Origin of the sequence: Arthrobacter sp. HS15c (assembly GCF_040812005.1) — a bacterium.
In the GTDB taxonomy this organism is placed as follows: domain Bacteria; phylum Actinomycetota; class Actinomycetes; order Actinomycetales; family Micrococcaceae; genus Arthrobacter.
In genome coordinates, this window is record NZ_JBFOHM010000001.1 from 582,855 (window position 1) to 606,671 (window position 23,817).

At 66.3% G+C, this 23,817-nt stretch carries 26 protein-coding genes; 16 read left to right on the forward strand and 10 right to left on the reverse strand.

All coding sequences use genetic code 11. From position 1 onward, the window contains the following. Positions 1-89 precede the first annotated feature (89 nt). The 3 genes from ABV518_RS02700 to ABV518_RS02710 form a co-directional block, all read right to left on the reverse strand. Positions 90-812: a flavodoxin family protein gene (locus tag ABV518_RS02700; RefSeq protein ID WP_367765251.1), complete on the reverse strand. Its 723-nt coding sequence runs from the start codon at positions 810-812 to the stop codon at positions 90-92. A 73-nt stretch (positions 813-885) separates the two neighbouring features. Next, positions 886-1,500 (reverse strand): FABP family protein, encoded by a 615-nt coding sequence (locus ABV518_RS02705; RefSeq protein WP_367765252.1) that lies wholly within the window; start codon positions 1,498-1,500, stop codon positions 886-888. A 169-nt stretch (positions 1,501-1,669) separates the two neighbouring features. Then, positions 1,670-2,437 carry a permease gene (locus ABV518_RS02710; protein WP_367765253.1) on the reverse strand — a complete coding sequence of 256 codons (768 nt, stop codon included), beginning with the start codon at positions 2,435-2,437 and terminating at the stop codon, positions 1,670-1,672. Positions 2,438-2,784: 347 nt separating this feature from the next. Between ABV518_RS02710 and ABV518_RS02715 the strand changes: the two genes are divergently transcribed. The 13 genes from ABV518_RS02715 to asd all read left to right on the forward strand — a co-directional run bounded on the left by ABV518_RS02715 (position 2,785) and on the right by asd (position 15,339). Continuing rightward, complete coding sequence (locus ABV518_RS02715; RefSeq protein ID WP_131131270.1) at positions 2,785-3,483, forward strand: response regulator transcription factor; 699 nt, start codon at positions 2,785-2,787, stop codon at positions 3,481-3,483. A gap of 219 nt (positions 3,484-3,702) precedes the next feature. Beyond that, positions 3,703-4,674, forward strand: coding sequence for a mycothiol synthase (mshD, locus tag ABV518_RS02720; RefSeq protein WP_367765254.1), 972 nt, complete (start codon positions 3,703-3,705; stop codon positions 4,672-4,674). Positions 4,675-4,804: 130 nt separating this feature from the next. Further along, entirely contained in the window at positions 4,805-7,054 is a 2,250-nt protein-coding gene (locus ABV518_RS02725) for an RNA degradosome polyphosphate kinase (RefSeq protein WP_367765255.1), read from the forward strand. Positions 7,055-7,064: 10 nt separating this feature from the next. Beyond that, positions 7,065-8,033: an NUDIX domain-containing protein gene (locus ABV518_RS02730; RefSeq protein WP_367765256.1), complete on the forward strand. Its 969-nt coding sequence runs from the start codon at positions 7,065-7,067 to the stop codon at positions 8,031-8,033. A 139-nt stretch (positions 8,034-8,172) separates the two neighbouring features. After that, positions 8,173-9,774, forward strand: a complete 1,602-nt coding sequence (locus ABV518_RS02735) for a hypothetical protein (RefSeq protein WP_367765257.1) — start codon at positions 8,173-8,175, stop codon at positions 9,772-9,774. Beyond that, positions 9,771-10,160, forward strand: coding sequence for a GntR family transcriptional regulator (locus ABV518_RS02740; RefSeq protein ID WP_367765258.1), 390 nt, complete (start codon positions 9,771-9,773; stop codon positions 10,158-10,160). The genes ABV518_RS02735 and ABV518_RS02740 overlap by 4 nt, the downstream gene beginning before the upstream one ends. A gap of 83 nt (positions 10,161-10,243) precedes the next feature. Further along, the gene (locus ABV518_RS02745; protein WP_367765259.1) at positions 10,244-11,047 is read left to right on the forward strand and encodes a thymidylate synthase; all 804 of its coding nucleotides are present in this window, start codon (positions 10,244-10,246) and stop codon (positions 11,045-11,047) included. Then, complete coding sequence (locus ABV518_RS02750) at positions 11,044-11,628, forward strand: dihydrofolate reductase (RefSeq protein WP_367765260.1); 585 nt, start codon at positions 11,044-11,046, stop codon at positions 11,626-11,628. The genes ABV518_RS02745 and ABV518_RS02750 overlap by 4 nt, the downstream gene beginning before the upstream one ends. 1 nt (position 11,629) lies before the next feature. Next, positions 11,630-11,848, forward strand: a complete 219-nt coding sequence (locus ABV518_RS02755; RefSeq protein ID WP_367765261.1) for an NF038396 family protein — start codon at positions 11,630-11,632, stop codon at positions 11,846-11,848. Between the two features lie 121 nt (positions 11,849-11,969). Continuing rightward, positions 11,970-12,962, forward strand: coding sequence for a WXG100 family type VII secretion target (locus tag ABV518_RS02760; protein WP_367765262.1), 993 nt, complete (start codon positions 11,970-11,972; stop codon positions 12,960-12,962). A 28-nt stretch (positions 12,963-12,990) separates the two neighbouring features. Continuing rightward, on the forward strand, positions 12,991-13,641 hold the full coding sequence (locus ABV518_RS02765; RefSeq protein WP_367765263.1) for a hypothetical protein: 651 nt from the start codon (positions 12,991-12,993) through the stop codon (positions 13,639-13,641). 7 nt (positions 13,642-13,648) lie between these two features. Then, positions 13,649-14,116 (forward strand): hypothetical protein, encoded by a 468-nt coding sequence (locus tag ABV518_RS02770; RefSeq protein ID WP_367765264.1) that lies wholly within the window; start codon positions 13,649-13,651, stop codon positions 14,114-14,116. A 92-nt stretch (positions 14,117-14,208) separates the two neighbouring features. Continuing rightward, positions 14,209-15,339, forward strand: coding sequence for an aspartate-semialdehyde dehydrogenase (gene asd / locus ABV518_RS02775; protein WP_367765265.1), 1,131 nt, complete (start codon positions 14,209-14,211; stop codon positions 15,337-15,339). A 97-nt stretch (positions 15,340-15,436) separates the two neighbouring features. Here asd and ABV518_RS02780 read toward each other — a convergent pair whose 3' ends face one another. Then, on the reverse strand, positions 15,437-16,543 hold the full coding sequence (locus ABV518_RS02780; RefSeq protein ID WP_367765266.1) for a winged helix DNA-binding domain-containing protein: 1,107 nt from the start codon (positions 16,541-16,543) through the stop codon (positions 15,437-15,439). A gap of 110 nt (positions 16,544-16,653) precedes the next feature. On the opposite strand from ABV518_RS02780, the gene ABV518_RS02785 reads away from it, so the two are divergent. After that, positions 16,654-17,166, forward strand: a complete 513-nt coding sequence (locus tag ABV518_RS02785; protein ID WP_367765267.1) for a hypothetical protein — start codon at positions 16,654-16,656, stop codon at positions 17,164-17,166. On the opposite strand, the gene ABV518_RS02790 is transcribed toward ABV518_RS02785, so the two are convergent. The 4 genes from ABV518_RS02790 to ABV518_RS02805 are packed head-to-tail and all read right to left on the reverse strand — an operon-like array spanning position 17,147 to position 20,427. Continuing rightward, positions 17,147-18,214 (reverse strand): UDP-N-acetylmuramate dehydrogenase, encoded by a 1,068-nt coding sequence (locus ABV518_RS02790; protein ID WP_367765268.1) that lies wholly within the window; start codon positions 18,212-18,214, stop codon positions 17,147-17,149. The genes ABV518_RS02785 and ABV518_RS02790 overlap by 20 nt on opposite strands. Before the next feature lie 25 nt (positions 18,215-18,239). Then, positions 18,240-19,511 carry a sugar MFS transporter gene (locus ABV518_RS02795; RefSeq protein WP_367765269.1) on the reverse strand — a complete coding sequence of 424 codons (1,272 nt, stop codon included), beginning with the start codon at positions 19,509-19,511 and terminating at the stop codon, positions 18,240-18,242. 14 nt (positions 19,512-19,525) lie between these two features. Beyond that, positions 19,526-19,963 carry a MaoC family dehydratase gene (locus ABV518_RS02800; protein WP_367765270.1) on the reverse strand — a complete coding sequence of 146 codons (438 nt, stop codon included), beginning with the start codon at positions 19,961-19,963 and terminating at the stop codon, positions 19,526-19,528. A gap of 2 nt (positions 19,964-19,965) precedes the next feature. Continuing rightward, on the reverse strand, positions 19,966-20,427 hold the full coding sequence (locus ABV518_RS02805) for a MaoC family dehydratase N-terminal domain-containing protein (RefSeq protein WP_056344520.1): 462 nt from the start codon (positions 20,425-20,427) through the stop codon (positions 19,966-19,968). A gap of 140 nt (positions 20,428-20,567) precedes the next feature. Here ABV518_RS02805 and ABV518_RS02810 point away from each other — a divergent pair, with 140 nt between their 5' ends. Beyond that, positions 20,568-20,948, forward strand: a complete 381-nt coding sequence (locus tag ABV518_RS02810; protein ID WP_367765271.1) for an ArsR/SmtB family transcription factor — start codon at positions 20,568-20,570, stop codon at positions 20,946-20,948. Beyond that, positions 20,945-22,621 (forward strand): SulP family inorganic anion transporter, encoded by a 1,677-nt coding sequence (locus ABV518_RS02815; RefSeq protein WP_367765272.1) that lies wholly within the window; start codon positions 20,945-20,947, stop codon positions 22,619-22,621. The genes ABV518_RS02810 and ABV518_RS02815 overlap by 4 nt, the downstream gene beginning before the upstream one ends. On the opposite strand, the gene ABV518_RS02820 is transcribed toward ABV518_RS02815, so the two are convergent. Together ABV518_RS02820 and ABV518_RS02825 are read right to left on the reverse strand one after the other, a co-directional pair. Then, the gene (locus ABV518_RS02820; RefSeq protein WP_367765273.1) at positions 22,611-22,835 is read right to left on the reverse strand and encodes a DUF3188 domain-containing protein; all 225 of its coding nucleotides are present in this window, start codon (positions 22,833-22,835) and stop codon (positions 22,611-22,613) included. The genes ABV518_RS02815 and ABV518_RS02820 overlap by 11 nt on opposite strands. 22 nt (positions 22,836-22,857) lie before the next feature. Further along, complete coding sequence (locus ABV518_RS02825) at positions 22,858-23,799, reverse strand: DUF2797 domain-containing protein (RefSeq protein ID WP_367765274.1); 942 nt, start codon at positions 23,797-23,799, stop codon at positions 22,858-22,860. Positions 23,800-23,817: the final 18 nt, after the last annotated feature.

A 23,817-nucleotide genomic window follows, 5' to 3' on the forward strand; every position in this document is an offset into this window, starting at 1 on the left:
CGGTTGCGGCCGCGGGCCGCGGGTGAGCAGTGGGGCCACGCCCGCCGGGTTCCCTGGCCGAGCTTGCGAGGCTAGGGTGCGGGTGGGGACTAGCGATATTCCGGGTTTTCGAAATCGAACCGTGTTCCGGCCTTCCATTCTTCAGGAAGGTTGCCGTACGCGGGAATCCCGCCGGCGTCCTTGAGCATCCTGGCGAAATGCAACAGGTTCCAGGTCATGAACGTGGTGTTCCGGTTGGTGAAGTCGGATTCGGGGCCGCCGGACCCTTCGTCCAGGTAGCTTGGGCCGGGGCCCACCGGACCGATCCAGCCGGCGTCGGCCTGCGGCGGGATGGTGAAGCCGATGTGCTGCAGGCTGTAGAGGACGTTCATGGAACAGTGCTTGATGCCGTCTTCGTTGCCGGTGATCAGGCAGCCGCCCACCTTGGGGTAGAACGCCCACTGCCCTTTGCTGTTCAGCTGCCCCGAATGGGCATAGAGCCGTTCAATGAGTTTCTTGGTCTGCGAGGAGTTGTCGCCCAGCCAGATGGGGCCGGCAACCACCACGATGTCCGCTTCCTGCACCGCCGGATAGAGCTCGGGCCACTCATCAGTGGACCAGCCGTATTCAGTCATGTCCGGGTACACGCCACTGGCGATATCGTGGTCGACGGTCCGGATGACGCGGGTGCTGACGCCGTGCTTCTCCATGATGAGCCGGCTGACGTTGATCAGGCCCTCGGTGTTGGACGTCTGCGGGGATTTTTTCAGCGTCCCGTTAAAGAACAGTGCCTTCAGATCGCTGTAGTCAGTGGTGTTCTGCGGTGCAGCCATGATGCTCCCTGTGATTCACTCGCGGGTGAAGCCTAGGAAACCAAGTGTACGGACGGTCAGGGCGGCGCAGGGGTCAGGAAACTTTTTTCAGGAACGCCGAGGCATGCGCTTCGAGACCCTTGCCCGGCTGCGAGGTGCCGCCGGTGGCGACGTCCCAGCGCCACAGCAGGTTGCCGTCCACCAGGCCGAAGATCCTGGTGGCGGCGCTGTAGTCCTTGGAGTGGCTGCCGCGCATCACCATGTCTGTGGTGAGCTGGATCTGCGGTCCCTTGATCTGGCCGTAGTACAGCTCGGAAATCCCGCCGGGATGCGCGATCGAGACGGAAATGTCGAACCCGCCGTCGTTGTTGCGCAGGGCCTCAACCTCGTCGGCGCTCTTGAGGGCCGGGACGATGTCCGCCGGGATCAGGCCAGGGCCGCCGTCGGCGTCGAGCTGTTTGCGTTCCAGTGCCCAGAAGCCGGTCTCAACGGTGAGCGGCCGCAGGCGCGTGCCGTCGTCGGCCGTTAACCAGCTCTCCGCGCGGTACTGCAGGTACGGCAGACCGTTGTGCGTGAAGGACACGTGCTGGAAGAAGTGTTCCGAGTCCTCGTCGCCGCTGCCGAGCCGGCCGCTGCCTTCCCACTCACCAATGAGCCAGGAAAGCGGAACGAGTTCAGGAGTCAGGTCTGTGGGAATCTCAATCGGCACAGCAATTACCTCGGGAAACGGCTAGCTGGTGGAAACGCTCTACTTCTGGCCTTTGAAGAGGCGGTAGACAACAAATCCCGCGAACCAGGCCATGGAAAGGCTGGCGATACCGAGCAGGACAAGGAAGAAAATTTCAAATGCAAGTACGGACATGATGCCATCCTAACGCTTAGTAGATGAGTAGTTTGTCTATGAAGTACGCCAGCGAACCCACGGCCGAAACCGGTGCAAGACCCATACTAAGAGCCGCCAGAAGATTAAGTGGAGCGCCCCGGAGTGTGACGAGCCGGCGGAAGCTGACCAGCACCGCCCCCACCACGACGCCGAAAATCGCTGCCGGAAGGACGGCGATGTCGGAGAAGACCAGGCCCGCCAGTGGCCCGGCAAGCCCCGCCATCACAATGCCCAGCGGCGCCACAATGCTGTCAGGCCAGCGGATGAGCCCTGCCAGCAGTGCCACGGCCGCGCTGACGGCGGCGACCAGCAGCATTTCCCTGACTCCGTTGAAGCGGGCCCCTGCGATCCAGCCGGCGCCAAGGCATGACAGCAGCACGCCGGCACAGCAGCCCAGGGTCGATTCGAGCCGCTGGGCTTGGCCGGTGCCGCGGATCAGCTGGACCACAAACACGGCCATCATCCCCAGCGCCATAAAGGCAGGCGTCCAGTCCAGGAATCCCGGGGCGGGGACGAATCCGGCGGCGAGCGCTGACCCGACACCGGGCAGTGCGATGACGGCGGCCAGGGTCTTTTTCGCAGGGATTCGGAGGAAGTGGGGCCAGCCGATACCGACTGCCAGCGCCACAATCACGGCGACAGCAAGCAGGGCCTCCGGGGAGGTGTACACCCCGGCGATGATGGCCACCAGGCCGGCCATGCCGAACGCCCCGATGGTCCACGACGCCAAGGAGCGGGACGGGGCTTGCAGATCCGCGCTCATGCGGGACCTGGCTCTGACGTGCGCGGCTTCAACTCTGCACCCAATTCGCGGCATTCCCATTCTGGCTGGAGACCGGGAAGGCGGTTCGGCCCCCGGCAGGGCACAGTGCCCTGTGGTTCAATCCTGCCTTATGTGACCGGCATGTGTCGCAAAACGGACACGTCCAAAGTCCTGATCACTGCCTGTTGCGGCGCTCTTGGGTATACTCAAAGCTCAGCTACGCTTCCTGCTACGGTTGCCGGCCGGATAGTTCCATCGACGGCCCAGACCGCAGCAGTGAGACAGTACCGGCCGGTGAAAACCCGGTTCAGTCGCCCAAAGATGCGCGGACGGCCCTTGGAGGAATAATGTCGCACATCCTGTTATTGACGAACAGCACCGGCTCATCGGTGGACATCCTGCCTGCCCTTGAACTGCTGAACCACCGCGTGCACATCCTGGCCGCTGAACCCACTGCCCTGCTTGAAACCGATCCGTGCGACATCGTGCTGCTTGATGCCCGCAAGGACCTGGTGGGCGCCCGCTCCCTGACCCAGCTCCTGAAGGCCACCGGCCTGAGCGCACCGCTGGTCCTGATCCTGACCGAGGGCGGCATGGCTGCGGTTTCCTCAGCCTGGGCCGTTGACGACATCGTGCTGGACTCCGCCGGGCCCGCCGAAGTGGAAGCCCGCATCAGGCTCTCCGTGGCACGGGCCGTCCCGGACGCCGACGACGCCCCCACCGAAATCCGGGCCGCGGGCGTTGTCATCGACGAAGCCAGCTACACCGCCCGCGTCAACGGTGCACCCTTGAACCTGACCTTCAAGGAATTCGAACTCCTCAAATATCTGGCGCAGCACCCGGGACGTGTGTTCACTCGCCAGCAGCTGCTGACCGAGGTCTGGGGCTATGACTACTACGGCGGCACGCGCACCGTGGACGTCCACGTCCGGCGCCTTCGCGCAAAGCTTGGCGCGGACCACGAAAACCTGATCAGCACCGTGCGGAACGTAGGCTACCGGCTCACCCTGGTGCGCCAGCAGGAAGACGAGCTCACGGAAGCCTGAGCTTCCAACGCAACTTGCCTGACAACACAACAGCCCCGGACCACTGGTCCGGGGCTGTTGCTTGTTGTGGAGGACATACGGGTCGAACGTATCGAGGCCACCCCACTGGTGGATCCCCCTCGCATCCGGCGATGACGCCTGATCGGATATCGACTATACGGTCCAGCCACGCACCTATCAAATCGGCACAGCCGCGCCCCGGGCGTATAGCCTAGCTTCATGACCCCAGCACATCCGGAAAAATGGCCCGTCCTCGTCGTCAAGGGCGGTGTGGATGACCAGCTGCTGAAAGATTTCAGGGGGCTCCTGTCCGCGGCGGAGGAATCCGACGGGAATCCCTCGCTCTCCGAGCAGACGGTGGTCACCCTCCGCGCCGGCGATTCGGCCGAGCACTCCCTCCTGAGCCTTGCGCTCTACGCTCCGGATGAGGATTCGGATCCCGCCACCGGCCAGGACCTCGCCGGGTTCGCGGTTGTGGTGGAAGAGTCCGACGGCGGCGGGGTGCTGGAGATCGCCGTCCACCCGACGTACCGGAACCAGGGTGTTGCCGACCGCCTGGTGGGGGCACTGAAAACAGCGCGCGGACTGGACGGCCTGAAGGCCTGGTCCCACGGCAACCACGAGGCCGCCGCGGACCTCGCCGCCCGGTACGGCTTCGGCCCCGTCCGGGAACTGTGGAAAATGCGGCTGGCCACTGCCTCCGCCGAGCTTCCCGACGCCGGCCTGCCGGACGGTGTCTCACTCCGGGCCTTTGTGCCGGGCCAGGACGAGGACGCCTGGCTGGCGGCGAACCGTGAAGCGTTCGCCCACCACCCGGAGCAGGGCGGGATGACCCGGGCCGACCTCGACGCCCGGATGGCGGAGGACTGGTTTGACCCGGCGGGGTTCCTCCTGGCCGTGGACGGGTCCGGCCGGCTGCTCGGCTACCACTGGACGAAGGTCCACCCCCGCCACGGCGGCCACCCGGCGATCGGTGAAGTATACGTCGTCGGCGTCTCCCCCGCGGCGCAGGGAATGGGCCTGGGCAAAGCCCTGACAGTGGCCGGCATCCGCCATCTCCAGAACCTGGGCCTCCACGCGGTCATGCTGTACGTCGACGCCGACAACGCCCCGGCAGTGCGGCTCTACCAGCGCCTGGGCTTCACGCGCTGGGACATGGATGTGATGTACGGGCCGGTTTCCGCGGGTTAGTCCAATCGACTGACGCACGGTTTCCGCCGCCCGAAATCTAGGGGTCCGCGCCGCTGAATGCTTGTAAGGTTGAAACAGAACCGCGCCGGCCGTGAAAGCCAGCATCCAGCGCCAGGTAAGAGGAGAACCCATGAAACCGGAACCCGCCGGAACAGTCACGTCCGAAGGTGCCGCAGCGCCGGTCAGGGCCCGTTTTGGTTCGTCCGAAGTTCCTGCGTCGCGCGCCACGCAGGACCGGATCGACATCCCCGAGTTCGCTCCCAACCTTGAGCCTGAGGGCGATATCCGGCCGGACCGCTTCCTGGACCGCGAACTGAGCTGGCTGGCCTTCAACTCCCGCGTACTGGAACTGGCCGAGGACCCCACCCTCCACTTGCTGGAGAGGGTCAGTTTCCTGTCGATTTTCGCGTCCAACCTGGACGAGTTCTTTATGGTCCGCGTCGCCGGACTGAAACGTCGCATTGCCACGGGACTGGCTGTGCCGTCCCCCGCCGGCCTCAGCCCGGTGGAAGTACTGGAAAAAATCGGCGAGGAAGCCCATCGGTTGCAGCAGCGCCACGCCCAGGTCTTCGCGGAGCAGATCCGTCCGGCCCTGGCGTACGAGCACATCCACGTCATGCACTGGGATGAACTGGACGACGCCGCGAAGCAGCAGCTGAGCGCCATGTTCGCGGAGAAGGTCTTCCCCATCCTGACGCCGCTGGCCGTGGACCCGGCGCACCCCTTCCCGTACATTTCCGGGCTGTCCCTCAACCTGGCAGTGGTGGTCCGCAACCCTGTCAGCGACAAGGAACTCTTCGCCCGCGTCAAGGTCCCGGACCAGCTTCCGCGGCTGATCTCCATCGACGGACCGCGTGCCGGCGCTGTTGCAGGCCGGGTTGCCCGGTTTATCGCACTCGAAGAAGTCATCGCCGTGCACCTGGACAAGCTCTTCGCCGGGATGGAAGTCCTGGAACACCACATCTTCCGCGTCACCCGCAACGAGGATGTCGAAGTGGAAGAGGACGACGCCGAGAACCTCCTGCAGGCGCTGGAGAAGGAACTGCTGCGCCGCCGGTTCGGCCCGCCCGTCCGCCTCGAGGTCACGCACGACATCAACCCCAACATCCGTGCCCTGCTGATCCGCGAACTCGGTGTGGAAGAGTCCGAGGTCTACTCCGTCCCCGCGCCGCTGGACCTCCGCGGCCTCTCCGTCATTGCCGGCATCGACCGGGCTGACCTGCACTACCCCAAACATGTGCCGCACACGTCCCGGTACCTCAACGAGTCCGAGACGTCCAAGGCCGCCAACGTTTTCGCGGCCATGCGCCGCCGGGACATCCTGCTCCACCACCCGTACGACTCCTTCTCCACCTCGGTCCAGGCCTTCCTGGAGCAGGCGGCCGCGGACCCGAAGGTGCAGGCCATCAAGCAGACCCTGTACCGGACCTCTGGCGATTCACCCATTGTTGATGCGCTGATCGATGCCGCCGAGGCCGGCAAGCAGGTTCTCGCCCTGGTGGAGATCAAGGCCCGCTTCGATGAGCAGGCGAACATCTCCTGGGCGCGGAAGCTCGAGCAGGCCGGTGTCCACGTGGTCTACGGCATCGTGGGCCTCAAGACCCACTGCAAGCTGTCACTGGTGGTCCGCCAGGAAGTGGACGGGCTCCGCCGCTACTGCCACATCGGCACCGGAAACTACCACCCGCGGACCGCGCGCTACTACGAGGACCTCGGCCTGCTGACCGCCAATGACCAGGTGGGCGAGGACCTTTCCAAGCTGTTTAACCAGCTCTCCGGCTACGCGCCCAAGTCAACGTTCAAGCGCCTCCTCGTGGCGCCCAGGTCGGTCCGCTCCGGGCTCATTGACCGGATCGAGACCGAGATCCGCAACGCCCGCGCCGGACTCGCGGCGCGGGTCCAGATCAAGGTCAACTCCATGGTGGATGAGGCGATCATCGACTCCCTCTACCGCGCGTCGCAGGCAGGCGTGAACGTGGACGTCATCGTCCGCGGGATCTGCTCGCTGCGCCCCGGCGTGCCGGGCCTGAGTGAGAACATCACGGTGCGCTCCGTCCTGGGCCGGTTCCTGGAACACTCGCGGGTGTTCGCCTTCGCGAACGGCGGCGATCCGGTGGTCTACATCGGCTCGGCGGACATGATGCACCGCAACCTGGACCGCAGGGTCGAGGCGCTGGTGCAGCTCGCCAGCCCTGATGACGTCACCTACGTCCTGGACCTGCTGCGCCGCTACATGGACCCGGAGACGGCCAGCTGGCACCTGGACAACCAGGGCGACTGGAACCGGCACCACATCGCCGACGACGGCACCCACCTTGACGATGTCCAGTCCTGGCTGCTCGCATCGAGGCCGCGCCAGCGCACCTTGAGCCGCCGGTAGGGCAGCGGTGTTGGCGAGCGATACACCGGTAGCAGACCAGACAGACCATCCCGGTGAGCCGGTGGCCGTTACGGCCGCCGGCGCACTGCCGTGGCGGATCACCAAAGACCGTCTGGAGGTCCTGCTGATCCACCGGCCGCGGTATGACGACTGGTCCTGGCCCAAGGGAAAGATCGACCCAGGCGAGACCATTCCCGAATGTGCCGTCCGCGAGATCCAGGAGGAGATCGGGCTTTCCGCCCAACTTGGCATCCCGCTTCCGCCGATCCACTACCACGTGGCGTCCGGGCTGAAAGTGGTCCATTACTGGGCAGTCCAGGTCAACGGCGCAACCCTCAGGCCTGACGGCAAGGAGGTTGACAGTGTGATGTGGTGCGCCCCGGAGAAGGCGGCGGCGCTGCTGTCCAACCCGTCCGACGTCGCGCCCCTTGAATACCTCATGGAGGCCCACAAACGCCAGGAACTGGCCACGTGGCCGCTCATTGTGGTGCGGCACGCCAAGGCCAAGCCGCGCTCGTCCTGGACCAAGGCCGAAGGCGAGCGGCCGCTCGCCGCCACGGGCATCAGGCAGGCCCAGTCCGTGGGGCGCCTGCTGCAGGCCTGGCGGCCACAACGGGTGGTCAGCAGCCCGTGGCTGCGTTGCGTTGCCACCATCGCGCCGTACGCCAAGGCCGTGGACGCCAAGGTCAAGCTCGTGGACGCGCTGACGGAGCACCGGCACGGGCGGAACCCGAAGAAAACTGCCGGCGTGGTGTCAGGGTTGCTGGACAAACAGCGCGGCGTTGCTGTCTGCACGCACCGCCCCGCCCTGCCCACCGTCCTGGACCAGCTGGGCAAGTCCATGCCTGGCCGCCTGCGCGGGCTCCTGCCGGATGCCGATCCGTACCTGGCACCGGGTGAGATCCTCGTGTTCCACGTGTCGCACCACAGCAAGCAGCGGATCGTGGCCGTGGAACAGTTCAAGCCGTTCGACGATTAGGGCCTGGCGGCTAAGGCCGAGCCTGCCTGGCATTGACCCCCGAGGCTTTGTATCAAATACTTGATACATTGACGCACAAATCTTGGGGGATAACGTGCCGAACGACGGTCTTGAATTCGCGGTCCACAATGTTCCGCCCATGCTCCTACTGGGACCCTTCCTGTTGGCTGCGGGCCTGTACCTGCTGCTGCGGTGGGTGATCCTGGCCCCGGGCGGAGGGACTACATCCGTCACGGTCGCCCAGCATTCGCTGTGGATCGGCGTGATCGGATGGCTGGCAAGCTCCCTGCAGTCCGCGGGAAGTGCCGGCATCCTTCCCGCCGGAAGCACTTCTCCCCCGCTGGCCACCTCCGCGAGCATCCTCGGTGCCTTGGCGTGGCCTGTCCTCGGCTGCCTCGCCGTCCATGCGATCGGCCAGCTGAGCTATCCCGGACCGCAACTCCCCCGCAGGCTGGCTTCGTTGGGAATCCGCCGCGTCCGGGACTTCCTGCCGCGCACCCTCGCGTGGACCGTGCTGGCGATTTTTGTGGGCTCGGCCGTGCACATTGGCTGGGTGGCCACGCTCCCCGGATATGAAGCCAACCCCTTCAACGGATTCGAGGAACGCAACCAGAACTTCAGCCGCATTGGCGGGGACGGACGGATCCAAGGTTCGGTCCTCGCGGCCTGCCTGGGTGCCGGATGGCTGGCACTGGCCCTGGGTACCCTCCTGGTGCTGACGCTCATCAGCCGCCGGAGGCAACTGGAGGCCTTGGACGCGGCGGAGAACGACCTGCTGAGGACCGTCGCCATGAACAGGCTCCTGCGGACCGTTGCGACCATCGCCACAGGACTGGCTGCGATTGCGGGAAACTTCGCGGCACGGCCAGACCCCTCGGCGAACGTCAGTAGCTGGACCAACCCAGCCGGATTCGCGGCATTCGTGGTGCTGCTGGTCATGTGGGGATGGGCTCCGCCGAAACTGCCGAGCGCGAAGGCAGGAGGGGCCGATACCCATATGGTGGAATCTCCCGCCTCCGCACATCCGGCCACGCGCCTGTCAGTTTCGCTCGGAGCAGCGATGGGACTGGCCCCGCTCGCCGCCGCCGCGCTGGGCTTCGTTCTTCCCGGCGCGGGCCCGGGGCAGCCGGTGATCCTGGTTGCGCTGATGGCAACAGCCATGCTGCTGGTCGCCGCGACCGGCGAGCTCCTGCTGCACCGCAACTACGGCTCCCCCGAAGCGCGCAGGACCTGGCCGCGGCAGGCGGTCAGCCCGGCCCTGCTCACGACGGCGATCGCCGCCGTCGCGCTTTTCGCGGTGATCCTGGTGGTTAACGTGGCGGGTGGGTGGAAGCTGCGCGAGGCAGGGCTCGACGTGTCCCGGGGCTGGGTAGTTGCAGCGCCGGCCACCGCCGCCGTTGCGGCCATCGCCTGCCTGCCCGTGGCCGCGGCGCGTGTACGACGCGGAATTCCCACCGACGTCCCCGGCCTCGACGCGGCGCTGCGGGCCATCACGGTTCATCGTGTGGTGCGGACAATCGCCACATACTGCCTGGCCCAGGCCGGGGTGCTGCTCATGACGGCAAGCAATGCCTTGCCGCCGCTGCTGGGACTGCCCGCGTCGACGTTCACCTGGCAGCCGGCAGTCGTCGCGGGCGCGGCGCTTGCGGCGGCCGGTGTGGTGATAGCAGTGATCCCGGTCAGGGGATTCGCCCGCGTTCCGGCAGCCCCGGCGCAGCCCGTTCCGGAAGGGTCGCGGTGAACGCCGGCATCTCTGTGGACCTGCGGTCGGCCACACCTCCGTATGAGCAGATCCGCTCGCAGATCAGCTCGCTGATCGCCATCGGGGCGCTCCCGGCCGGCAGCCGGCTGCCCACCGTCCGGAGTCTTGCCGCGGACCTGGGCATCGCCGCGGGGACCGTCGGCCGGGCCTACAAGGAACTCGAGGCGGCCGGCCTGATTGAATCCCGACGGCGGAACGGAACCATGGTTGCGCACACCCCGCCGGGCGGCGCCGGCCACGCAGGCGGCCCGGTGCCGGCAGCGGTGAGTGCCGCCGTCGACGTTCTGGTCAATGCCGGACGCGAGGCCCGGCTCAGCGATGAGCTGCTGCTCGATCTGGTCCGCGGGAGGCTGAGAAAGGGCTGACCGGCTGCATGGCCGTGGCGTTTTTCAGCTTCACCGCGATGTCATCGGCGGCCGCGGGCGGAGCGCCCCGGTAGACTTTAGCCGTGAGCATCCCTACGCCTTATGAAGACCTCCTGCGCGATGTCATGGCCCATGGCACGCACAAATCCGACCGTACAGGGACCGGCACCACCAGCGTGTTCGGCCGCCAGATCCGCTTCGACCTGGCCAAAAGCTTCCCGCTGATCACCACCAAGCGTGTCCATTTCAAGTCCGTCGCCGTGGAGCTGCTGTGGTTCCTGCGCGGCGAATCGAATGTGAAGTGGATGCAGGACCAGGGCGTCACCATCTGGAACGAATGGGCCGACGCCGAAGGTGAGCTCGGGCCGGTCTACGGCGTCCAGTGGCGCAGCTGGCCCACGCCGGACGGCGGCCACATCGACCAGATCGCCGAGCTCGTGGAGAACCTCAAGTCCAATCCGGACTCACGCCGGCACATCGTCTCGGCCTGGAATGTCTCGGAGCTCAAGGACATGGCGCTGCCGCCGTGCCACGCGTTCTTCCAGTTCTACGTTGCGGACGGCAAGCTGTCCTGCCAGCTGTACCAGCGCTCCGCGGACATGTTCCTGGGTGTTCCGTTCAACATCGCCTCCTACGCCCTGCTGACCCACATGGTGGCGCAGCAGGCCGGCCTGGATGTTGGCGAGTTCGTCTGGACCGGCGGCGACGTGCACATCTACGAGAACCACATGGACCAGGTCCTCAAGCAGCTGGAGCGCGAACCGTACGAGTCCCCGCAGCTGAGGATCACACGGAAGCCGGCGTCGATCTTCGACTACACGCTGGAGGACTTCGAAGTGGTCGGCTACCAGCACCACCCCACGATTAAGGCTCCGATCGCCGTATGAGCACCGAGAACACAGCAGACCCGCAGGCTTTTTCCGAGGAACTCGCCGCTTCCGTCACCGGCGTCGGCCTCGTGTGGGCGCAGACATCCGGCGGTGTGATCGGCAAAGACGGCGACATGCCCTGGCACCTGCCCGAGGACCTGAAGCACTTCAACCGGCTGACCATGGGGCACCCGGTGATCATGGGCCGCAAGACGTGGCTGTCGTTCCCGGATAAGTACCGTCCGCTCCCCGGCCGCACCAACATCGTCATCACCAGGCAAAAAGGCTGGGGCGAGTCACCCGAGGCGGAGGGCGCCGTCGTGGTTCCGTCCCTGGATGACGCGCTCCTTGAGTCCCAGTTCGTCGACGGCGGCGAGACAGTGTGGATCCTGGGCGGCGGCGAGGTGTTCCGCCAGTCCACCGATCTTGCCAACGTTGCGGTGGTCACCACCATCGACGTGGAGGCCGACGGCGACACGTTCGCTCCCGAGCTTGGCGAAACCTGGGAAGCGGCTGCTTCGGTTCCGCCGGACGGCTGGCTCAGGGCCGCCAACGGCACGCAGTACAGATTCACCAAATGGGTTAGGACGCAGGGCTGAGATGCTGAAGAAACCAGAGACCCTCTTTGTCCTGGGGTACATGCTGCTGCCGCTGCTGGCCCTGCTGTCCGCCATTGTTGGCCTGACGATGATCCTGGGCGGCAACAAAATCGCCGGGGCCATCGTGCTGGTGGTGGTGACGCAAGTGTTCGCGTTCGGCGCGTTCTACGCACTGCGGCTCCGCAAAGCGGCGGTGCTGGAAGAGAGCGAACGCGGCTGACGCGTGCTGCCCGTGGGTGGATGGGGAGTACAGCCCATCGCGGCCCCGCCATGCCGCTAATAGAGTGGTGCAGGCAGCCTGACGAAGATTTGCTGCGGAGATATTTGGGGGATGATGCCTTGTGGCAGGAAACATGTGGGGCGCCGACGTCGCCGGGCTCCGGACGCTGGCGCAGCAGTTCGGCAAGGCGTCTGACACCCTGCTCCAGCAGTCAACGCTGCTGAGCAACCAGATCAACAACAATCCTTCATGGAAGGGCCAGGACGCCGCCAGGTTCCGCTCGGACTGGAACGGCAGCCACCGGGCAATGCTCCAGCAGGCTGCTTCCGCTCTCAAGCAGGAGTCGAAGAAGCTCTTGGAGAACGCTGACCAGCAGGAGAAGGCCAGCAACGGGGCGCCCGGATCCGGCGGCGGGCCAGGTATCTCCGCAGGCGTTCCCGCCTCGCCCTTCGTTCCGTTGGGTGAGGAGTGGATGTCGAACGGAGACTCCCCTTTCCGCCAGGGCTGGGACGCCTACAACGGCGTCCTCGGCCTGAAGGCCGTTCCGCTGGGCCTTCGGGACATCTCACAGTTTGCCGCGCGGCACGGCGAGGAAATCCGGGCACTGTCCGCGGCCGGGCAGGACTGGAACGCCCTTAAGCGGGCCTTCAATACAGACCTCTGGGAAGCAGCTGCACGTGCAGACGGTTTGCGGGGTGCATTTTCCGGGACATCTGACCTGCTCAGCGGCAAATTCGGCGATTTCGCAGAGATGGCCCGGGGCGCCGGGGCAGCTGACATGGCCCCACTGGCAAAATTTGGACTGAACGCCGCGGGTCACGCTCTCGGCGGGATCAGTGTCGGCTTGGATGGCCTCGACACCATCAACGCAATCCGCGCTGGCGAAACCGGCGACGCCCTGAGATCGGGATTTAAGACAGCACTCGGCGTAGGCTCATTCTTCCCGCCACCGGTGGGCGTAGCGTGCATGGTGGTTGGCGGCGCGTGGGCGGCCGTTGAGCTGATTCCCGGAGCCAAAGACACGATTGACCACGTGTTCGATGCCGGTGGAGAAATTGCCGAAGACGTCGTAGAAAACATCGGCGAAGGCGTCAAGAACTTCTTCGGCTTCTAGCCAGCTCCTCACTCATAGGATGATAAACATGACTGCAGAACAAACAGAGACACACACTTCTGTCGGATTTGGCCAAGCCGAAATGGCCTACCTCCTGCACCTGCAACCGACGGCTGGATCCCGTGCCAGCGCCACGTGGCTACGCCTCAGCGAAGAATCCGGGAACCAGGAGCTTATCCGTGCAGGGCTGTCGTCCCTCATAGCCCGGGGCCTGGCAACCGTAGATGGCTCCGACGTCGACTTCGACATGCGGGTGGATATCGTGGCCTACACCCTGGCGAATGCCCAGAGGTGGACGCAGCTGGATTTGCTCGTAGACGCTGCGGAAGGCGACTCCGTGCTGCACGCCGAGTCAGACCGGACCAAGCTGCTTCTTCAGCCGAGAACCATGATGAGCTGGTTCGCCCTTCCGCAGGACCCCAACGTGTCCGCCGAAGCCGCCGAAGCCTACATAGTCCGCGACCACTTGACCAGGAGCCCGGACGGTGGCGTCAGGATCAGGACCGGACTGCTCCGCGGCGGGCGGCAGCTACTCATCCGAAAAGACAGCCGTGGCTGGGTTCACGCCGTCGCGCTCGATGACGTTGTTGGGGATGAATCACTGGCGCAGACCGACGACGAACTGACCGCCGCGCTGAGCGCTTTCAGGTCTGAAGCCGGGGCAGCTGATGGCATCTGATCCGTCGGTGCGAAGCATCATTGTTGACCGTCCATACTACTACGCCACCGGGATGGAACGAACGGTCTACGCCTATACACAGGACGAATGGGGCATCGGTGGCTCGCAGCCATCCGGAAACTACTCGGTCCACACCACGACAGGCCTGTACATCGTCACCATCCTGATGACGATACCCGCCATTGTTGCGCCGCTGGTTCTGATCATCGGAGTTGTCGGCCTCAACATCCTCCTTGGTCTCTTCGGGCTTGTGTTTACGGCGCTCTTCACCGGCGGGTGGCTCCTCGCGATCCGTAGCCTCCGCCGGGAATGGAAGGCGTCCAAGCTGCGGCGCCTGAAGGGGCTGCCCAAGCCCCGCTTCGCCCTCAACGACGACAAGGCCCGCAGCTGGTTCGAAGCCAACCCGTCCGGGATTGCCATTACCCGCGAAAACTTCCCCGACAGCACCCGTCCGTTCCCGGATGAATCGATCTAGGCGAAGCACACGAATGACACGCCCACTGACCCGGCCGGCGGCAGTGACGTAACCGACTGCGCCCCGCCGGTTCCGAAGTCTAAACTGTACGAATGACTACAGCAGCTACCCCGTCCGTTGGACTTGTCGGTTGGCGTGGCATGGTCGGCTCCGTCCTGATGCAGCGCATGCAGGACGAGGGCGACTTCGCCAACATCAACCCGGTGTTCTTCTCCACCTCAAACGCAGGAGGTGCCGCCCCGTCGTTCGCTGATGGGGCCGGCAAGCTCGAGGACGCGTTCGACGTCGACACCCTGGCTAAGCTGCCCATTATTGTCACCGCCCAGGGCGGGGACTACACCAAGCGCGTGCACACCGAACTGCGCGGCCGCGGCTGGGACGGCCTCTGGATCGACGCCGCCTCCACCCTGCGCATGAACGACGACTCGATCATCGTGCTGGACCCGATCAACCGCGACGTCATCGACAAGGGCCTGGTCAACGGCACCAGGGACTTCATCGGCGGCAACTGCACCGTGTCCTGCATGCTGATGGGCCTTGGCGGGCTGTTCAAGAACGGCCTCGTCGAATGGGGCACGTCCATGACCTACCAGGCTGCTTCCGGCGGCGGCGCCCGGCACATGCGAGAGCTGCTCAGCCAGTTCGGCACGCTCAACGCCGAGGTCAGCTCGGAACTGGACGACCCGGCGTCGGCCATCCTGGAAATCGACCGCAAGGTCCTGGCCCACCAGCGCACCGACATCGACGCCAGCCAGTTCGGCGTGCCGCTGGCCGGTTCGCTGATCCCCTGGATCGACGCGGACCTGGGCAACGGGCAGTCCAAGGAAGAGTGGAAGGCCGGGGTTGAGACCAACAAGATCCTGGGCACCTCGGACGAGAACCGCATCATCATGGACGGCCTCTGCGTCCGGATCGGCGCCATGCGCTCCCACTCCCAGGCCCTCACGCTCAAGCTCCGCGAGGACCTGTCCGTGGCCGAGATCGAGAAGCTCCTGGCCGAGGACAACCAGTGGGCCAAGGTCATCCCGAACACCAAGGAAGCCTCCATGGCCGAGCTGACTCCCGTGGCAGCCTCCGGCACACTGGACATCCCGGTGGGCCGTATCCGCAAGATGGAGATGGGCCCGCAGTACATCAGTGCGTTCACCGTCGGTGACCAGCTGCTCTGGGGCGCCGCCGAACCGCTGCGCCGCATGCTCAACATCGCCACCGGGAACCTGTAGCCCCAGCTTTTCCCTTCAGCGGCCCTGGCCCGCTTGGACTGTGCCGCCCAGCACCGTCCAAGCGGGCCAGGGCCGCTTTTGCGTTAGGGGCGTCGGTTCAGCTGTCGAGGAACGCCAGGTACTGCTGGGCGGCTTTGTTGAAGGCGGCGTCAGCCCCGGGTCCGAGCGGCCTGGCGTCGTCAAAGAGCTCAGGCACGACGGCGGCGCTCCTGGTGGTCCCGGCGCGCGCCCAGGTGCCGGTCACCTCTCCCCCGGCCACGATGGTCTTCTTGAACACTCCGTTGCCGCCGGGAACGATCTTGTTGGCGTGCTCCCGCGCCAGGACCAGGCTTCGGTCCTGGTAGCCGAGCACAAACTCGTCGAACCCGGGCAGCAGGAGGACGGACCGCTGGCCCGGAACACCGTCGTCGAGCAGCGACGCGGTCTCCGGTGACATCCAATAGCTCGTGTCGCCGAATTCGAGTTCGACCAGCTGCCCCCTGACCAGCTCAAACGCCGGCCGCACATCAGTCAGGGGGATTTGGGTCCACCATGCGAAGTCGCGGATGGTGGCCGGGCCGTGGCTCCGGAAGTAGCGCAGCATGAACTCGGCGATTCCCTCCTGCCGCTCAAGAGTCCGCGACACCGGGATCCATTCATCGAACGCCACCAGCAACTGCTGGTTTCCGGCCAATGGGCCTTGAACCAGCCATCCGTGCCGGCACAACGTCCCCAGGATGTGGATCCCGCGCTGGCCGGTGGTGGGCTGCCCCGCCGCCTCAAATACCCCGAAGAGCTCAGCCCTGCTCAAGGAACCGCCACCGGCCACGCGCTCCAGGGCAACATCGCGGCACTTTTCGATGTCCGCCCACGTGATGTCCAGCTCGCGGTGCCGGCCCGCAATGCTGCGGGTGAGCCGCTCGGCGGTAAGTCCCAGCATCCAGCGCAGGTCCTCCGGCGCCACCAGGTGGAGAGTTCCCCGCATCGGCCAGGAGCGGACCACGCTTCCGCTGTCCAGGGCTGCCCGGACGTCAGTCAGCCCGGATCCGGGAACGCGCAGTCCGATGGCCCACAGCGCCGCCTGCAGGTCCTGGGCCTGGGAGGCCGTCATCCAGCGCACAGCCTCTGCTGCAGAGCCCAGACCCGGTCCGAGAAGTCCCTGGGAGGCCAGCCGGAGCCTGCCCATGACCTTGCTGCTCACGCGTTGTGACGACGTTCCTGCCATCCCCTCATCCTAGGTTGTTGACGAAGTCCGCCGCATGGGCTGAATGCCCGGGTTTGGGCCGCCTGGCCGCCATGGTCCGCGCCCCAAGGCCTGGCGGATAGGGTAGGACCATGACTTTGGGGAGTTTGTGGCAGTTGTTCGCGCGCGAAACAAAAGGGTGGCTGGTGGGAGGGACCGTTTCGGTCCTGATTGGTGTGGCGGTGGGGGTTCCGGCCGTCACCGGGTTCCTGGCCAACGGCGAATCAGAACTCTCGCTGCTGCTGTCATCGCTGGCCTTCAGCCTCGGCGGAGGCTACGCCGTCCTCTTTCCCGGGATCCGGGTGTCCCGCGACACACTCCACATCCTCCGCGACTGGAAGCGCCACCCGCTCAGCGGGAAGGCCCTCTGGATCCTGTCACACGCCGTTGCCGTCACCGGCCTGGTGGTATGCATCCTTGCCGGCGGCGGAAATCCGTCCCTCCCCGGCCTCCTGGTCTGGCTGTTCATGGGCCCCTACCTCGCCCTGACCGGCTGGGGGGCGGCCGTGCTCGGGATGGCGGCGAACGTCCGGCTCCTAGCCGGAGAACGCGGCACGAACGACGACGCCGGCCTCCCGGATGACGCTAAAGCGCCACGCCGATAAGCAGCGGTTCCGGGTGAAGTTCAATGCCAAAGCGTTCGACGACGCCGGCACGCACCTCGCGCGCGACGGCCACCATGTCCGCGGCGCTGGCGGAGCCGCGATTGGTGATGGCCAGCGTGTGCTTGGTGGAAAGCGAAGCCCGTCCGCCGGACACGCTGCCGTCCTCCAGCCCGTAGCCTTTGCCGAAGCCGGACTGGTCGATGAGCCACGCAGCGGACAGTTTCACGAGCCCGTCAGACCCTGCCGGATACCGCGGTGCGGAATCGGGCAGCCGTGACGCCACCTCAACCGGAACGATGGGGTTGGTGAAAAACGAGCCCGTGGAATAGGTGTCCCGGTCGGCCGGGTCCAGCACCATCCCCTTGGAGGCACGCAGCCGCAGCACCTCCCGGCGGACATCATTGGAATAGGCCCGTTTGCCCGGCTCCACGCCCAGGGACCGGGCCAGCTCGGCATAACGGATGGGGGCGCTCATCCTGCCCAGCGGCAACTGGAACTCCACCGTCAGCACGACGTAGCGGGGCGATCCGTCGACGGTGGTCTGCTTGAGGATTGAATCCCGGTAGCCGAACTTCAGCTCGGAGTTGGTAAAGGTCTGGACCGCGTTCCGGGTCCGGTCCCACGTCCTCACAGCAGCGATGGTCTGCGAGACGTCCGAGCCGTAGGCCCCCACATTCTGGACCGGAGTGGCACCCGTGGCGCCGGGGATGCCGGCCAGTGCCTCAATCCCGGACCAGGCGTGCAGCACAGCGTGCTCCACCAGCGCATCCCAGTTATGCCCGGCCTGGACCACCACCGCAACGCCGCCGCAGGAGTCCTCCGCGTTCACGGTGAAACCCTCCGAAGCGATTTTGACCACCGTACCGGGGAACCCGTCGTCGGAAATCAGGAGGTTGGAACCGCCGCCGATGATGAGGACCTGCTCCCCCGCCGCGTCTGCCGCCCGCACGGCGTCGATGATCTCCGCCTCGGTCCTGGCCTCGATGTACTTGCCTGCGGGGCCACCGACGGCAGCCGTGGTCAGGGTAGAAAGGAGTGTCTGGGTCACCAAACCAGCCTAACGCAGGGGAAAGCTAGGGAATTTTCCGCGCAACCGGCGAGAGCAGGAAGCTCATCACCAGCATCACCATGACGGCCAGCAGCGAATGCAGGATGCCCACGTGTTCCGCCAGCAGGCCGAGCAGCGGCGGGCCGCACAGGAAGGCGCCGTAGCCGATCGTGGAGACCACCGAGACGCGGGCTGCTGCCTTTGCGGGGTCGTCAGCGGCGGCGGACATTCCCACCGGGAACCCCAGCGAGGCGCCAAGCCCCCAGATGGCCAGTGCCACGAAGGCGAGCCACGGCACCGGGGCGAACACAAACAGCCCCAGCCCGATCACGGCCAGGGCGGCGCACCAGCGCATCACCGGGACCCGGCCAAAACGGTCCAGGACCAGGGTGCCGGCGAACCGCCCGATGGTCATGAACGTGACGAAAAGGCCGTATCCGGCCGCACCGGCGGCGTCCGTCTGGCCGTGGCCGTCGGCGAGGGCCAGGGCAACCCAGTCGCCCGCCGCCCCTTCAGCAAGCGCCAGCCCCAGGACCATCACGCCGAGCAGCAGGGTGCGCCTGTCCCGCCAGGCCTGGGCGATCTTCCGCTTGTTGTCCAGCGGGACACGGTCGGCCTGCGCGGCACCGGGTGTGATGACGGGGATCGGTCCCGTGGAGGGGTCCCCGAACGTGTCCGGGGCATACGTCCGGTCCCCCGCCACCGGGGTGACATCAGCGCGGAACCAGGCGGCCGCCGTCGTCACCGACACCGCAACCACGGCGCCGGCCGCCGCAAGGTGCCAGAGGACCGGAACCGAGGCCGCAGCGGCCCAGGCGCCAAGCCCGGCGCCGGCCACCGTGCCCAGGCTGAACGCGCCGTGCAGCCTGGGCATGATGTGCCTGCCCACCGCGCGTTCCACCGCGGCGCCCTCCACATTGGAGGCGGTGTTCCAGCTGGCGGTGCCCAGGCCGATGATGGCCAGGCCCACGGCTACCGCCACGGGGGTGGCAAGGACCGAGGTCCCGAATCCTGCGATCGCGAGGCCGCAGCCCACCATGATGCTGCCGGTCCGGATGGTCCGTTTCGACCCAAGCCGGAGCACAATCAGGCCGGACGCGGACACTGAGATAAAGGAACCGAGTGTCATGCACAGCAGAAGCATGCCGATGTTGCCCGGCGTCAGGTCCAGTCCGTCCCGGATGGCCGGCAGGCGTGACACCCAGGACGCGAACGCCAGACCGCTGGCCCCGTAGGCCACCACCACGGCGTTGCGCCAGGCGGTGACCTCAGGAGCAACTGTTGCTGTGGTGGTCAAAGGCTCCCTGCGGTTCAGGAGAGCCTGACCACGGCCTGGGCCTTCATCAGAACTTTCTGGCCGGCCGAGACCACGGTGAGGTCAACGCGGGCGGTGCCGGCATCGGCGTCGAGCTTTCCAATGGCTCCGCTGACCTCGATGGTGGCCCCGGGCTCGGTGGTTCCGGTGGTGTCTGCCACGAGAACGGGCTTGGTGAAGCGGGTCTGGAAATCGACGACGGCGGCGGGGTCGCCTGCCCAGTCCGTCACCAGCTGGACAGCTGCACCCATGGTGAACATGCCGTGCGCGATGACGCCCGGAAGTTCGACGCCGGTGGCGAAGGCTTCGTTCCAGTGGATGGGGTTGAAGTCGCCGGACGCGCCGGCGTACTTGACCAGGTCCGTGCGGGAGACCTCGACGGTGCGGCTGCCGATGTCCTGGCCGGCCGTGAGTTCGCTGAAAGTGGGGCTCATGGTTACTGTCCCTCTCCGCGGACGAGGATGGATGAGGTGGTGGTGGCGACGCTCTCACGCGAATCGTCAGCGGCGAGGGCAAAAATTTCCTGGCGGGTGGTGATCATGGCCCCGCCTCCCATGGCGCGGACGCCGTCAACGTGCAGTTCCGCCACCAGCCGGTCGCCGGCGAAGATGGGGCGGTGGTGAATGAACCGCTGGTCGGCGTGGACCACGCGGGTGAAGTCGATACCGGCATCCGGATCCTCGATCAGCTGGGCGTCGGCGCGCTGGGCGATGATGATTGCGAACGTGGGCGGCGCCACCAGGTCGCTGTGGCCCAGGGCTTTGGCTGCCTCGACGTCGAAGTGGGCTGGGTGCGTGGCCTTGACGGCGCGGGCGAACTCGCGGATTTTCTCGCGGCCGACGTCGTATACCTCTGCGGCAGGGTAGCTGCGGCCCTGCAGGTCCGGATTGATAGTCATGGCGTCAAGCCTATCGTTGCCAGCGGGCCAAGGGGCCTTGCAGAATACTGATATGATGATTTCATCATTCCATCAAGTGATTTGAATCCTGTGTCCAGGAGTCCTTGGATGGTCCCCTATTCCGCCCAGGAGCACTCCGCATGTTGACTCCCGCCCAGGCTCCGTTGTACCAGATCAAGGCCAACCTGTTCAAAGCGCTGGCCCATCCCGCGCGGATCCGGATTTTGGAGCTGCTTGCTGCCGCGCCGGAGAACACGGCCGCGGTGAGCTACCTCCTTGCCGAGACCGGGCTGGAAGCTTCCCACCTCTCCCAGCATCTGGCCACGCTGCGAAAGCACAAGGTGGTGACGTCGGTGCGTTCCGCCAACGCCGTGACGTACCGCCTGGCCCACCCTGGCGTTGCGGAGCTCCTTGCAATCGCGCGCAGCTTCCTGCTGGACAGCCTCGCCGACTCCAACGAACAGCTCCGGCTGGCACAGCAGCTGCCCGCCGGGCACCTGCGGGCAGGATCAGCCCCGTGAGCCACGACCTGCGCCAAGCCTCACGCGGGCTGAAACGGTTCCTGCCTTCACGGAACGATTACACCGGACTCCGGCAGTCCTGGCGGGCGGATCTGCTGGCGGGCATCACCGTGGGGATCGTGGCCATGCCGCTGGCCCTGGCGTTCGGCGTCAGCTCCGGGGTGGGTGCCGAAGCCGGACTGGTCACGGCAATCGTGGCAGGGCTGGTGGCTGCGATCATGGGTGGATCCCCGGTGCAGGTGTCCGGGCCAACCGGCGCAATGGTGGTGGTCCTTGCACCGGTGGTGGCCGTCCACGGCACCGGCAGCGTGGCACTGCTGTCCCTGATGGCGGGTCTGCTGGTCTGCCTACTGGGAATCAGCGGCCTGGGCCGGGCGGTGGCATTCATCCCCTGGCCTGTGGTGGAAGGCTTCACACTGGGCATCGCCGCTATCATCCTCCTCCAGCAGGTTCCGCTGGCTACCGGCACATCGGGCATCCCGGGGCACAACACCCTCCTGGCAGCCGTTGAAGCCGCGTCCCGGGCAGAGCCGCCCACGGTCCTGCTGACGCTAGCGCTCGTGGCGGGTGTCGCCGTCGTAATGATCCTGGTGCAGAAGCTGTTTCGGGCCCTCCCCGCGAGCCTGCTCGCTGTGCTGCTGGCCACCGCAGCGGCCGAACTCCTCGAGCTGGAGATCCCGCGGATCGGTCCATTGCCGCATTCCCTGCCGTCCCCCGCTTTCCCCACACTTGATCTGGCCTCTCTGGGCAGCCTGGCGATGCCGGCCGTGGCCATTGCGTGCCTGGCAGCCATCGAATCCCTGCTCTCGGCGCGGGTTGCCGCGGGAATGAGAGGTCCTGACGGCACACCCAGCAGTGCCTACAGCCCTGACCGCGAGCTCACGGGCCAAGGCCTGGCCTCCGTCGCCGCCGGCCTCTTTGGCGGAATGCCGGCCACCGGCGCCATCGCCCGGACGGCCGTCAATGTGCGCGCAGGAGCCAAAACCCGACTGGCCGCAGCCATTCATGCGGCGGTCCTGCTGGGCATCGTCTACCTGGCGTCGGGGATGGTCAGCCGCATTCCGCTGGCAGCTTTGGGCGGCGTTCTGATGGTCACCGCCGCGCGAATGGTGTCCCGCCCGACCGTTGCCGCGATCCTCCGCTCAACGCGGTCGGACGCTGCGGTCTTTATCATCACGGCCCTCATCACCGTGGCTTTCGACCTGATCGTCGCGATCCAAATCGGGCTGGCCGCGGCGGCCCTCTTCACCCTCCGGAAGTTCGCCTCGCTGAGCAGCGTCCAGCGCGAAGAGATTGCAGGGCCGGGCACCGAAGGTGATGGGCATATTGCCATCTTCCGGCTGGACGGCGCCATGTTCTTCGGCGCGGCAGAACGCATTCTCCAGGAGATCAGCCAGGTGAAGGACATCCAGGTGGCCATCATCAGGCTCTCCCAGCTGCGGATGCTCGACGCCACGGGCGCCCATGCCCTCGTGGAAGTCATTTCTGCCCTGGAGCTGCGCGGCATTACGGTGTTACTCAAGGGAGTCCGGCCGGACCATCTGGCCTTGGTGACCAACGTCGGGGTAATCCGCTCACTCCGACACCACAAACATCTGTTCACTGACCTTCCGGCGGCTGTAGAGCATGCCCGCAGCCACGTGCGCCGGAGCGCGGCGGCACCTAGCGCTTAAGTTTCTTCCGGATGGCCTGGCCGCGGACCACGATCCCGGCGATGTGCAGCAGGAGGCCGAGCCCGATCAGCGGCAGGGACGCGGTGGCCAGGCCCTGGTTTCCGGAGGTGTTGCCGATCAGGTTCAGGATGATTCCGACGCCGATCAGCCCCATGGCGCTGAAGACCATGACCTTGTAGGCGGTGGGCGCGGTGTTCCAGAATTCGTTCAGCACCGTCCAAGTCTACCGAGCAGGCTCAGAACAACGATTCCTGCACGGCCGGCACGTCCGAGGCGAAGTCCCCCAGGACGATGGTCCGGGCAGCCAGCCGGCCGAGGTTCACCACAAAGGCGGCGTCCGTTCCGTCCAGCCGCGCCAGGGCGTTGGTCCCGCTGAGGGCCGCGATACCAAAGCCGTGCCGGCCGCCGTCGAGCGCGTGCGGGTAGGCGTGCCGCGCCGTGGATTCGCAGAGCCCGGTTGCCTGCGCCGGCCGCACCCACTGTTCGTCCACGATGCTGAAATGTTCGACGGCGGCGCGCGCCAACAGCGCACGGACCGAGGCCGCGTGGCGGGCGTTGATGGCGTCCAGCCCGGATCCGGGAAGGGGCTGCACGAGAGCCTCCTCCTTGGCCGCGGAACGGACCTGCTGGGTGAGTCCGGCTTCCTGGGTGACCATATCCTCCAGGATCCGCACTACCCGGCCGTCCTGTGCCATGGCCACGTACCTGGCCACCACCGCGCCCTGCTCCGCGAGCCGGTTCCATTTCCTCAGGTGGGACGCGGTTCCCACCTTGCTGGCGCCGCCCGCGAAGGTTGCGACGTACAGCCAGTGCTGCTGCATCAGGTAGGTCCGCAGTCCGGCCGGCACGCGGCCGCCGCGGTGGAAATCATGGATGAGCCTGGAGTCGTCCAGCACAAAGCAGCGCTCGCACTGCTTGCCTTTGGCGGCGGGAGCGGCGGCCGGGCACAGCACGTGGTCGCGGCGGGACTCCGAGTGGACCTTGTGGTGACCCAGGCAGAACCTGCCGCCGGAGGCCACCTGGAAGCCGAGCCTGGCACCCGGGTGGAGGCTGACCTCCCGGAATGCACCGGATGGCGGCTGAAGGCGCAGGACCGGACTGCCGCCGTCGTACTCCTGCCCCGGGGCCGGCTCCCCGTCCCAAAAGACCCCGTGCACCAGATAACGGGTATCGGTCACGGGGTCTCCTGAACTGGA